Below are 12,660 nucleotides of genomic sequence, written 5' to 3' on the forward strand. Positions count from 1 at the left end.
CTCAACGCAGCCCGGGAACGCCCACGAACCGGCGGGCGGCGGACGCCGGGACAGGCGTCCCCGGGCCGGTCCGGCGCGCGAGGTGCTGGCGCAGGGCGGCCAGAGCGAGGGCGTCGAAGCGCACCCGCCCGTCGACCGGCGGCTCCTCCACCGCCAGTTCCCGCACCAGGAGCCGGGCGGGGGCACCGGCCTCCGGCTCCTGCACCTGGAGCACCGTGAACGCCGTACCGGGCAGGAAGAGAACACGGGCCGGGACGCCGTCGCCGGTCTCGAACGCCGCAGTGCGCCGCGCGGTGGCCGACCAGATCAGCACCTCGACCGTGCCCGGCAGGTCGGCGGGCGGCTCGGCGAGCGCGTTGGTGAACCCCCAGTCGGTGAGCACCCGGCGCTGCGCGATCCGCCGCAGGTCCGCAGTGGTCAGCTCGGCGCCGGCGTACGCGACGCCGCGGTGCACCGGCAACCGGCGTACGCCCGCCGACACGCACCTGGCGAACGGCACGTGCCCGCCCGGCTCGGCGGACCGCAGCGCCTGGTCGAGGCCGTCGCCGGCGGCGGAGAGGTAGAGGCGGACGGCTGTCGCGTACTCCACCGCGTCGGCGCCGCCCGCGAGCGCCGGATGCGCGGCGAGCACGTCCGCCACCTCGGCGGCGACGGCGGCGATCTCCCGGCGGAACGCCCGCCGGAACCAGGTCCGCTCCTCGTCCAGGTCGGGACCCGGGCGTACGCCCCGCGCGTCGTCGCCGGGGGTGCGCTGGAAGCGGACGGGCGCCGGTGCGGGGCGGTGCACCGGCAGCGTCATCGTCGGGCTGGTCGCCCAGCCCGCGCCGCCGCCGAGCACCGGCCCGGCCACGACCCGCGCCGCCGCATCCGGCCCGTTCGCGTCCGGCCCGATGCCGTGAAGCCCGGACACGTCCGGCCCGGCCACGTGAAGCCCGGCCGCGACCGGCCCGGCACCGGGAGGCTCGGAGACGTCCGTCCCGGCATCGTGAGGACCGGCCGCCTCCGCCCCGGGGCCGGGAAGGCCGGAGCCGTCCGGCAGGGTCGTGTCCGGCGGGGCTGCGGGAACGGCGGCTGCGGAAACGGCCGCGCCCGCCGACGGCGCGGGCGGGCCGGCCACGACGACGGGCACCGGCTCCGGGACGGGCGCCGGCACCGACGGCGCGGGAGGCAGCCCGGCGGCGTGACCCGTGGTGTGCCGGTAGGTCCCGGCCTCGATCCCGCGCGCCGAGAGCCCCGGGCGTCCCGGCGCCACGAGCGAGGACGGCTGCACCGCCGCCCGCTTGCGGGTCGCCGGGTCCAGCCGCTCCGCCAGGTCACCGGCCAGTTCCCGGTGGCGGTCCGCCACGGCCGGCGCCGGGTCGTCCACGACGAGCCGGACGCGGTCCGGGTCCATCGGCACCGCGCGGATCCGGTCGGCGTGCCGGGGTGGCTCCGGGCCGCGCAGCCAGAGGCCGGACGGGATCACCTCGACCACCGCGTCGTGGGCGTACTGGTAGACGCGGGGGCCGACCGGCTCGCCGAGTTCCGGCGGCGCGCGGTGGCGCAGGATGCGCGGCGTCACCGCCTTCGCCCCGAGCGTCTCCCGGGGCCGGTAGGCCAGTTCCTCGGCGAAGACCTGCCAGCCGGGCCGCCCGTCGGCGTCGACTGTGAACAGGGCCGGGCCGTCCGGACGGCCGCTCGGCACGCCGGTGAAGACCCGCACCGGACAGCGCAGCAGGTCCGCCAGCGCCTGCCCGAACGGCTCACCGTCCGGCAGCGCGACCGGGCCGTACTGGACGAAGCGGGCGTGCTCGCGCCCCTCGGGCGCCAGGCCGCGCCAGAACCGGGCGATGTCGTCGAGGCGCAGCGGCGCCGTCCCGGGGCAGCCCACCAGGACCGGCATCGCGTCCGGCAGGCACGGCATCGTCGAGGTGAGGTGGCTTCCGTGTACGGCGACGGCCGCCTCGTCGCGGCTCTCCCGGAGCCAGACGCCGCCGGGCAGCGGCTCGGCGGCGCACGTCGAGCTGATCGTCAGGTGGTCGACGGCGGCGCCATCCCAGGCCGGTACGGGATAGCGCTTGGACTGCCAGACCGGCGTGTGGCCGCGCCGGTAGCAGACCCACCCGCCGAGGTCCGTGGCGTGCACGAACAGCAGGCCCGCCGCGCCCGGGATCATCCGTCCGAACGGGGCGATCACCGGCCGGCCCAGCCGGTCGGAGAGCCACTGGCCGGCGAGCGCCCCGGTCTCCGGGCGGGCGCCGCACACCACCAGCCGGATGCCCCGGCGCAGGCGCTGCCGGCGCAGCTCGGTCGCGACCGTGTCCCAGATGTCGAACGGCAGCTCGTGTTGCAGGTCCAGGATCACGATGTCGTTGTCGGGATCCCGGTCCACCGACAGCGCGACCGTACGGGCCTCCGTGCTGATCCGCTCGCTGGCGTGCAGCACCAGGGCGTTGCCGACGGTGTGGCGCGTGATCACCTCAGATCATGCCGGAGCGCAGGGCGTAGGCCACCGCGTGCGAGCGGTTGCGCAGCTTCAGCCGGTGGTTGAGGCCGTAGATGACGTTCTTCACCGTGCGTTCGGAGTAGCGCAGCTCGTCGGCGATCTCGTTGGTGTCGAAGCCCTCGGCCATCAGCCGCAGCACGTCGATCTCGCGCGCGGTCAGGCCGGAGGCGTTGAGCCCGTTGGGGTTGAGCACGTCGCGCTGGAGCCGTTCGATGTGCTTGAGCAGCTCGCCCACCAGGTTCGGGGGCAGCACGCCGCCGCCGGAGGCGGCCGCCCGGACGCTGTGCACGAGGCGTTCGGCGGTGACCGCCGCCCGTGGCAGGACCGCCACGACCCGGCACTCCACGGCGGTCAGCAGTTCCTGTTCGCTGACCTCGGTGGTGATCAGGACGACCGGGGCGCCGATCTCGGTCGCCGCGAGGCGCAGCATCGCGATCACGTCGGTGGTGAGCCGCTCCGCGGCGACGACGAGGACCTGCGCCCGCGTCCGGTCCGCGCTGTCCAGCAGCGTGATGTCGGAGCGCGACCGGAGGTGGGCAGTCAGGCCGGTGTGGGTCAGCGGGTCGGGCGCGTGCACAAAGACGGCAACTTGCTCCACAGCCATCTCCATCACTGTCAGTAGGGGCTGACAGTCTCATGGAGAGTCCTTCAGGAAATCTCCACACTCTCTTTCCGGAGGGCGCCGAGCCGTGAAGATCTTCCCATAACCGCTGGTCAGACTTTTTTCAGTCAGTGAAGATTGATTTCGACGGGGCCCATCTTCTCCGTCGCGAGCGTCCCGGCGTTCGCGGCAGCGGCCTGGATCGCCTCCATGATCGCCGTCTGCAACGACGCTGCGTCACGCTGCTCGTACACCCGTGGGTCGACCCGGACGGCCTGGACCTTGCCGAGGCCGCTCGCCATGACCACGACTGTGGCGTCCTGCGAGCGGCCGGTGACGATCGCCCGCTCCAGCTCCGCCTGCGCGTTGCGCATCTGGTCCTCCAGGCGCTGCGCGTTCTCCATGAACTCCTGGAACGACGGTGGGATCGGTTTGGACTCGGGCTGCATGCCGGGCCTTTCTGTGGGGGACGGTCGGGTGGTCAGCCGACGGCGGCCAGGCCGCCGAGCCGCTCGCCGGCCGCCGGGCCGGGCGCGGCCAGGTCGGCGAGCGCGAGGGTACGGGAGCCGGTGCGCCGGGTCAGCGCGAGCGAGAACTGGTGGGCGGCGTGGACGGTACGCTCGGGCAGCCGGCCGGCCAGCTGCGTCAGCGCGGCCCGCACGTCGTCGGGCACCTCGTGGCCCCGCCGCACCAGGTGCCGCAGCACGATCGCGGCCAGCTCGTCGGTGCTGAACTCGGGCACCGACCACTGCTGGCCGAACACCTCGTTCACCGCCGGCACCGCTGCCCGCAGGCTCGCCAGGGCCGCCTCCTCGCCGGTCAGCACCACCACCGGATCACCGAGCCGGGAGCGCATCCGGTTCACGAGCGCCTCGGCGATCTCCGGCGCGACGCCGGAGGCGTCGTCGACGTAGTCGAGCAGGAGCACGCCACCGGCCGCGTCGTCGAGGACCGCGTCCACCAGACTGCCGGCCTGGCCGGGCCACTGCGGCGCCAGCTCCCGGCTCGTGCTCACCCGCACCAGCTGCCCGACCGGCACCAGGCCCAGCTCCGACAGGCATGCCGCGTACAGCCGGGCGTACTCGCTGCGGCCGCTGCCGGCCCGACCGCCGAGCAGCACGTTGCCGGTGCGGCCGGGGCCGCGCCGGCGGTTGCGTCCCTCGCAGAGCTGCAGCAGCGTCTGCCCGGCCGCCTCCTTGACCCGCTGCCCGCCGACCAGGCCGCAGATCCGCTTCCAGCTGCGGGCCGCGTTGATGGCGCCGGTCGGGTCGGTCGCCGCGTCGGGCTGCTCGCCCTGCTCGACCGGCAGGTCCTCCAGCAGCGCCAGCTCGGGTTCGACGTCGGCGGCGGTGAGCCGGTTGAGTTCGTTGTCCTTCGTGGGCGGCGTGGTGGCCAGGCGCGACGCCTGGTTGTTGATCAGCGCCTCGAACAGCTTGCGGGCCACCCGGCCGTTGCCGAACGTGGCGTTCTTCGGCACCCGGGTGAAGTAGGCGGTGAGCGCCTCCACCGCGTCGTCGGTCAGCTCGTAGTAGTGCTTGCTGACCAGGTTCGAGGTGATGGTGACGAGTTCCTCGACGGAGTAGTTCGGGAACTCGATGGTGCGGGTGAACCGGGACGCCATGCCGGGGTTGGAGGCGAGGAACTGCTCCATCAGCTCGGAGTAGCCCGCGACGATCACCACCAGTTCGTCGCGGTGGTCCTCCATCATCTTCATCAGCGCGTCGATGGCCTCCTGGCCGAAGTCCGGCCCGGAGCCGCCCGAGCCGCTGGACAACGTGTACGCCTCGTCGATGAAGAGCACGCCGCCGAGCGCCTTGGTGACCAGCTCGGTCGTCTTGATCGCGGTGGAGCCGATGTACTGGCCCACCAGGTCGGCCCGCGCCGCCTCCACCATGTGGCCCTTGGACAGGATGCCCAGCTCCTTGAGCACCGAGCCGTACAGGCGGGCCACTGTGGTCTTACCGGTGCCGGGCGGGCCGGCGAAGACCAGGTGCCGGCTCATCGGCGGCATCGGCAGGCCCATCTGGAGCCGGACCTGCGACATCTTGATCAGGTTGATCAGCGCGGTGACCTCCTGCTTCACCCCGCGCAGGCCGATCAGCCCGTTCAGCTCGCGAAGCGGCTCGCTCAGCTCGTCCGCGCCGTCCTCCGCCGTACCCCCGTCGTCGGCGACCGGGGCTGGCGCGGCGGCCGGCGGGCCGGCGGGCGCCGGCGTGGCCTGCGGGCGGCCCACCGTCAGCGCCTCGGTGGTCACTGTGGCGCCGGGCGCGCGGCGGACGTCCTCGGCGCCGCTGTCGCGCACCACGCACCGGGTGAGCGCTACCGGCTCCACGGTGTCCACGCCGATGCCGGCCGCGCCGCTGCCGAGCACCTCCCCGTCGCTCACCGACCCCCGGGAGCCCGCCGCGAAGACGATCCCGTCGGCCCGGGCGTCCCGCACCCGGGTCTGCGTGACGGTCGCCGACCCGGTGACCCGCAGGCCGTCGCGGGCCGCGCCGACGATCTCGCTGTCCCCGAGCTGGAGGTCGCCCTCGGCCAGCGCGCCGGAACCGCGCAGCAGGGCCGCGCGCAGCGTCAGGTCGGCGCCGGCGCCGACCCGGACGCAGGCCGCGCCGGTGCCGGTGAGGCGGGCCTCGTGGACGACGCCGCGCGCGGGGCCGGTCAGCGCGAGCGCCGTCGCCTCGCCCGCGTCCACCACCAGGTCGGTGCCCTCCAGCGAGGCGCCGTCCTGGACCAGCACCCCGCCGCCGGTGGTGATCTCGGCGCGTAGCCGCTGGAGCACGACAGCCGACTCACCGGCGAGCACGGCGACGTTGTCGCGCGTGCCCCGCACGGTCAGCCCGAGGAACCGGGGCGCGCCGCCGTTGACGGCGATGCCCACCGGCGCGTCCTCGACGGTGCAGTCGGTGAAGGTCGGCCGGCCACCGCCGAGCACCTGCACGGCGGTGTGGCCGGCACCGCCGAACGTGCAGTTCCGGAACGACGGCGACGCGCCCTCGGCGATGTGCGCCGACTGCACCGCGGCGCCGGTGAACGTCGAGTCGCTGATCTGCGCGTCCGCCTCGCCCCGGACGAAGACGTCGACGTTGCCGCTGCCGGTGACGGACAGGCCGCGGATGCGGGCCCAGGCACGCTGCTCGACCACCAGGGCGGGCTTGCCGGCGCCGGTGATCTCGCACTGCTCGATGGTGAGCCGGGCGTCGCCGCCGACACACACGCTGTTCGCACCGGCCGTCCGCAGGCGGCACCGGCGCAGCGTCAGCGCGCTCTGCTCCCCCGCCACCACGCTGCTCGTGGCGACGTCGTGGACGTCGGTGTCCTCGATCGTGCTCGACCCGGCCGACATCACCACCACGCCCGCGCCCGCCGAGCTGGTCACGTCGCAGCCCCGCAGCGCGACGGTGCCCTGCATCCGGGCCAGCAGCGTCACCCAGGAGGCGCCGCTGACCCGGCAGTCGTCGAGCGCCACCTCGCCCGCGTACACGTCTACCGCCGCCAGCGTCGTGTCGGCGCTGCTGAGCGTGATACCGCGCAGCTGGGCGCCCTCGCCGCGGACGACGAGGACGCTGCCCTCCTCCACGTGCACCTCGACGGTGCCGGGCTGGGCCGCGCTGATCGTCACCCGGTCACCGACCACGAGCTTCTCGACGTACCGGCCGGGGTGGACGTCGATCGTGGCGCCGGGCTCGGCCCGGGACAGCGCGGAGCCGATCGTCGGATAGGACCCCGGCTTCCGGTCGCCCACCACAAGAACCTGCCGACTCACCGCGTCATCCCTTCCGGTCCAGCCCGGGCAGCACCCGCAGACGCCCGCGGGCCGCCGCGCCGATGCGTACCCGGGGCTCGGCCGTGGCCCAGCGGTCCACGCTGCGCCGCAGCGACGTGATCGCCAGCTCGTCCAGCGACACCCGGTTGGAGTCGACCCGGCCGGTGTCGTCGATCTCGTTGGCGCCGATCTCCCGCAGCATGACCGCGCCGCGCTCGCCCGCCGAGGGCCGGCGCAGGTCCAGCACCTTGAAGTTCGTACCGGGCAGGAACAGCACCCGGTCCTCGACGTGCTCGGCCCCCTCCGGCTCCAGCAGGCTGGTCCGGCGGGCGGTCATCGACCAGATCAGCACGTCGGTGTCGCCGTCCTCGGACGCGCACGGCTGGGTCAGCGCGTTGACGAAGCTCCAGTCGGTGACCAGCCGCCGGTCCTGGTAGAGCGCCCACTCCCCGTCGGTCGGCGACAGCCGGTAGACGGTGGTGCCCCGGAACGACGGCATCCGGGACACCCCGGCGACCACGCAACGCGCGAACGGCACGTGCGGTCCCTTCCGGCCGGAGCGCAGGCCGGCGTCGACGCCCGGTCCCCGGCCGGTCAGGTAGAGCCGCAGCGCGACCGAGTCGGCGAGCACGTCCTCGGTGGACACACCCGAGCCCTGCATGCCCGGGTGCTCGGACATGATCCGGGACACCGAGCTGGCCATCACGTCGAACTCGCGGCTGAGCGTGCGGCGCAGCCAGGCGCGCTCGTCGGCGAGCCCCTTCCTCTCCGACAGCAGCGCGCCCGCGCCGGCCGAGGGCACCGGCTGCACCCGCGCCTCGGCGGCCACCTCGGACGGCTCGGCGTCCTCCGCCGGTTCGGCCGGCCCGGCCTGCCCGGCGGGCCCGGCGGGCCCGGCGGTCTTCGCGGGCTCGGCGGCGTCCGCTGGACCGGCCCCGGCGGGCGGGACGGAAGGCAGGTCGACGGCCGTCGACGGCGGGGCCGCGACCGGGGGCGGCGGCGCCACCGGCCCGGCCGCCACCGGCGGCGTCGCGAGCGCCCGGCCGAAACCGGCGGGCATGGTCGGCGGCGCCGGCTCGCCGAAACCCGCCGGCATGGTGGGCGGCGCGGGGTACGGGTCGTGTGCGGCGTCCTCGGCGGGTGCCGCCGAGGCCCCGTTCCCCGGCCCGACGGCGACAGGCCCGGCCGGTGCCGCCGATGCGACGGGCGTGACGGGGGTGGTCGGCTCGACCGAGGCGACCGGTCCGGCAGCGGTGGCCGACGCGGCGGGAGCGACCGGTTCGACGGGGGCGACCGGCGGCGTGGGGACGGCCACCACTGGGGTGACCGGCGGGGCGCCCGGCAGTGGCACCGCGGGCGGGGCCGGCAGCTCGGACACGAGCGACACCGTGGGCGGCTCGGGCAGGTCGGACACGAGCGGCGCCGAGGGCGGCTCGGGCAGGTCGGGCAGGTCGGACACGAGCGGCGCGACCGGGGGCGGCGGCAGTGCGGGCGCGACCGGAAGCGGCACCGCGGGTGGTGCAGGCAGCGGCGGCGCGGAGGACGCCCGTGACGCGGGTGCCTGCTCCCTGTCGGCGGGGAGAGCCGGGACCGGGGCGGGAGCGGCGACCACCACGCTGTCCGCCGCGGGCGGTGCGACAGGCGCGGGCGGGGCGGCCTCCATGTACGCGGGCACCGGCAGGGTCGTGCCCACCGCCCGCGTCTCGGCTTCCAGGTCGATGACCACCTCGGCCCGGCTGGCCGGTTTCGCGCCGGGCACCAGCACCGACGCCGGCATCAGCGCGCGACTCGTACCCGCCATGCCGTCGACGCGTGCGGCCAGGTCGAGCGCCAGCTCCCGCATCCGGTGGGCGGTGGAGTGGACGGTGTCGTCGAAGACGAGCGTGCCGCTGCCCGCGTCGAGCATCGCGGACCGGACCTGCTCGGCGTTCTTCGGCTCGACGGTGGAGCGTACCCAGAGACCGGTCTGCACCACCTCGACCACGGCGCCGGGGGCGAACCAGTAGACCCGGGGCGCGACCTCCTCGGCGCCGGGCAGCGGCGGGCGGTGGCTGAGCACGGCGGGCCGGCGGGCCCGCGAGTTGGGGTGTGCCCGGGGCGTGTAGGACAGTTCGAGCGCGTACGGCGCCCAGCCGAACGCGCCGTCCGGCAGCACGGTACGGATCTCGTACCGGTGCGGGCTGCCGATCGGTACGCCGGTGTAGCAGGTGACGTCGGTGTTCAGCAGGTCGGCGAGCGCCTGGCCGAACGCCTCGCCCTCGGGGATGCGGACCTCGCCGAACTGCACGAAGCGCACCCGCTGGCGGTTCTCCTCGTCGAGTCCGCGCCAGAAGCGCACCACGTCGTCGAGCGACAGCGGCGGCGTGCCGGGGCAGCCCAGCAGCACTGTCATGGTCTCGGCCCGGCAGGGCACGTACGCGGTGAGCCGCTGCCGTTGCGGGTCGACCACCTGCGGGTCGCGGTTGCTGTGGATCCAGACCCCGGCGGGGATCGGTTCGATCTCGGCGGTGGCGCTGGACGGCCGGGTGTCGATCGCGGCCCGGTCCCATCGCGGCGTCGGGTAGCGCTTGGCGTCCCAGGCGGGCGGACGGCCGGGCCGGAACCGTACCCAGCCGCTGCCCGGGGCGGAGTGGACGAACAGCGTTCCGGCGGAGCCGCGTACCAGGTCGCCGTCCGGGGCGATGACGGTGCGGTTGAGGCGTTCGGCCAGCCACTGACCGGCCATCGCCGCGGAGTTGCCGTGCCGGCCGCAGGCGATGAGCCGGATGCCGCGGCGGCGGCGCGGCAGCACCCCGGCCATCGACTCCCACGCGCTGATCGGCATGCCGTCGCCGAGGTCGAGCACGACCACGTCGTTCTCCGCGTCCTCGATCATGGACAGCGCCAGCGACTGGGCCTCCGGGCTGATGGCGTCCTCGGCGTGCACCACCAGGGCGTTGCCGACGGTGTGCTGGACGACGCCCTCGGGGCGGTCCTTGCCGCCGCCGAACAGGTCCCGGAACCGGGTTGCCATGATCGACCTACCCCACTTCTGCGGCCGCGAGGGCCCTCATGCTCAGCGCCGGTCCCTGGGGCACCAGCGCGAGCAGTTCTCTCGGGAAGGGAACGTTCACGACCCGGTCGAGCTTGAGCGCCCGTACCGCGTCCTGGTCGCCGATCGGGTACGCCTTTCCGTCGTCCGCGATGTACGTGGGCAGGGGTTGCGCCGCACCCGAACCAACCGGAGCCGGGAGCACCGCCATGCCGCTGCCGGGCGCGGTGAGCACCGTCGCGCGGCCGTCGGGGCGGACGCCGGAGCGGGCCAGCGGGGCGAGCACGGCGGTGCTGTCGAACCGTGTCCCGTCCACCGGGCTCTGGCGCAGGCACAGCGCGTACGGGCCGGGTTCCTGCGGGGTGAGGCCGGTCAGGTCGGGCAGCCGGGTGAGCAGTGACCGGTCCGCCGACATCCGGGCCGCGGCGAGGCCGGCGGCGCTCAGCTCCACCGGCTCCTCCCCGGAGGTGGCGGTGGCGAGCAGGAACTCGGTCCGGCTCAGCGGCGCGAGGCCGTCGCGGCGCAGCACCAGCAGCTGCTCGACGCCGGTGTCGGGCCGCTGCCGGAACAGCGTGCCGATCGGGTACGTCCGGTCGCCGACCCGCCCGGAGCGGCCCGCGCCGGGGATCGTGGCCGGGGCCAGGTCCGGCCCGTCGGGCAGGAAGTCGAGCCAGTCCTGTGGTGCGGGCACCTTGCGGGTGGTGGTGGCGCCGAGCGCGACGAGCACCGCCGGGTCGGCGACCCGGTGCCTGCGGCCGGCGGTCACCAGGTAGGTGGGTCCGTCGTCGGCGGCGCGGACGACGGCGAAGCGGTCGGCCGGCAGCGGGACGGCCTCGGCGCGCGGGTCGAGGTTGAGGCCGAGCCGGTAGCCGGGTTCGTCGGTGACCGAGCCGGGCAGGCAGGCCAGCCACGGGCCGGCGACCATCGACCCGGTGGCGACCGACTGCGGCGCGCCGTCGATGCCGATCGACGGTCCGCGCGGAACGTCCTTGATCGACTCCTGGGAGATGAGCTTCACGGTGGCGCCGCTGCCCTGGATCAGCATGGCCGAGGTGAGGTTCGGCGTCGGGCGCAGCACGCCGTCGAGGTAGACGTACCGGTTGCCGCTCTCCTTCTCCACCAGGATCACGCCGCTGCGGGTGTACGCCTTGCTGCCGCCGGGCACGATCCAGCCGTAGACGGCGAACCCGGCCACGACCAGGACGCTGATGAGCACGCCGAAGGCCAGGCCGGTGACGGCACGCTGCCCGGGTATCTCCGCCGTGGACGGGTCGCCCTGCACCAGGGCGGAACTCAACCGGCCCATCATGAACTGGTGGGCGTGGACGTGGTCGCGCTGGGTCTGCACGGCCGGCTACCCGAAGAGTCCGCGGGCCCAGGCGTAGAGCCCCAGCACCTGGGCGAGCACCGGCAGCACGGCCAGGCCGGTGGCGACGTCCAGCCCGCCGGCCGTGTACTCCCAGAACGGCAGCATGCGCCGCGGCCACGGCCGCAGCGCGGCCATCACCAGCGGCACCAGAAGGGCGACGAGCCCGCCGAGCAGGACGTACCGGCCGGTCGGGGCGAGCTTGTCGGAGAACATCAGGGCCACCATGAGGTAGCCGACGGTACCGGCCGCGACCAGGGCGACCCGCTGCCAGAAACCGAAGAAGGTACGCGAGCGCAACAGGATTGCACTCGATGTCACGAGCACGAGCGTCCACCCGGACCAGCCCGGCGCCCGCATGGTGTGGTGCATCAGCACCGGCAGGACCAGCGCGGACGCGGTCATGCAGGCGGTCAGGTAGGTGTCCGCCTCGTCGGCGCGCGACTTGACCAGGTCGGAGTCCTCCGGCTCGATGTCGTACGACATGTCGGCGCCGGTCTTCGGTAGCTGCGGTCCGCGCAGCCGGGCCAGCTTCACCGCCGCCCGGGGCGCGATCACGATCAGCACCAGGATCACCGACACCGCCACCGCGGACACCTGCGGCGCGGTGAGCGCGAACCCGTCGCCGGCCAGCAGGACGAGCACCACCATCGCGGCGGTCAGCGCGACGATCAGCAGCGGGGCGAACGGCATGACCGGTGTGACCGTCCGCTGCGCGATCAGCAGGATCGCGGCCACCCCGACGACCGCGACGGCGGCGGCCAGCCCGGCGGCGGCGGTCCAGGCCACGCCGTCCGGGTCGCCGTCGACGGCGCTGGATGCGGCGACCGCCGCGAAGAACGCCGCGCCGCCGCCGAACAGCAGCGGGAACGCGCCGTCGGTCTGCTGGCGGGCGCTGACGATCGCCGCGGTGAACAGCCCGGCCGCGAGCACCGCGCCGGCGATCACCTGGGGCAGCACCGGGCCCCGGTCCACGAGTACGGCGGCGATCAGGCCCATCGCCACCAGGGAGAGCACCAGGAACAGCACCCGGCGATACTCCGGCTGCCACCTGTCGGCCCGCCGGTTGACCACCGTGGCGACGCCCTCGGCCAGGTCGTCGAAGTCGAGTTCGGGCAGCGGGTCCTGCGCCGGGCGCAGGTGCAGTTCCTCGCCCTCCAGCCAGTCCAGGCTCTCCGGCGTGCCGGAGAGCTCGAACGGCGCCTGGCCGAGGCGTTGCAGCACCCACGACTCGTCGGGCACCTCGCCGTCGGGCACCCGGGCCAGGTCGGTGGTGTGCCGCACCAGCAGCGGCATGAGGTTCGCCACCGGCATCCGGGCCGGTACGGCCAGGTCGGCCCGGCGGGCCGGCCCGATCACCGTGATCCGGCACAGTTGGTCGTTCAGCGCTGCGGTCACCAGTGAGCCTCTC

General features: G+C 74.9%; 7 protein-coding genes. All 7 read right to left on the reverse strand.

All coding sequences use genetic code 11. The features are described 5' to 3' along the window. Position 1 precedes the first annotated feature (1 nt). Positions 2 to 2,458, reverse strand: a complete 2,457-nt coding sequence (locus CLT75_RS11285; RefSeq protein ID WP_135240758.1) for a hypothetical protein — start codon at positions 2,456 to 2,458, stop codon at positions 2 to 4. A gap of 1 nt (position 2,459) precedes the next feature. Then, positions 2,460 to 3,095, reverse strand: coding sequence for a helix-turn-helix transcriptional regulator (locus tag CLT75_RS11290; protein ID WP_194802792.1), 636 nt, complete (start codon positions 3,093 to 3,095; stop codon positions 2,460 to 2,462). Positions 3,096 to 3,214: 119 nt separating this feature from the next. Then, entirely contained in the window at positions 3,215 to 3,514 is a 300-nt protein-coding gene (locus CLT75_RS11295) for a YbaB/EbfC family nucleoid-associated protein (RefSeq protein WP_486485340.1), read from the reverse strand. A 53-nt stretch (positions 3,515 to 3,567) separates the two neighbouring features. After that, on the reverse strand, positions 3,568 to 6,852 hold the full coding sequence (locus CLT75_RS11300) for a right-handed parallel beta-helix repeat-containing protein (protein ID WP_486485132.1): 3,285 nt from the start codon (positions 6,850 to 6,852) through the stop codon (positions 3,568 to 3,570). 4 nt (positions 6,853 to 6,856) lie between these two features. Then, positions 6,857 to 9,865, reverse strand: coding sequence for a hypothetical protein (locus tag CLT75_RS11305; RefSeq protein ID WP_135240760.1), 3,009 nt, complete (start codon positions 9,863 to 9,865; stop codon positions 6,857 to 6,859). Between the two features lie 7 nt (positions 9,866 to 9,872). Next, on the reverse strand, positions 9,873 to 11,231 hold the full coding sequence (gene eccB / locus CLT75_RS11310) for a type VII secretion protein EccB (protein ID WP_135240761.1): 1,359 nt from the start codon (positions 11,229 to 11,231) through the stop codon (positions 9,873 to 9,875). Positions 11,232 to 11,237: 6 nt separating this feature from the next. Further along, complete coding sequence (gene eccD, locus CLT75_RS11315) at positions 11,238 to 12,647, reverse strand: type VII secretion integral membrane protein EccD (protein WP_135240762.1); 1,410 nt, start codon at positions 12,645 to 12,647, stop codon at positions 11,238 to 11,240. Positions 12,648 to 12,660: the final 13 nt, after the last annotated feature.

It is taken from the genome of Micromonospora sp. CNZ285, from assembly GCF_004637285.1.

Excerpts from the sequence above, each read along its gene's own strand:
- CLT75_RS11290 (WP_194802792.1), bottom strand. The coding sequence starts at position 3,095 with ATGGAGATGGCTGTGGAGCAAGTTGCCGTCTTTGTGCACGCGCCCGAC.
- CLT75_RS11305 (WP_135240760.1), bottom strand. The coding sequence starts at position 9,865 with ATGGCAACCCGGTTCCGGGACCTGTTCGGCGGCGGCAAGGACCGCCCC.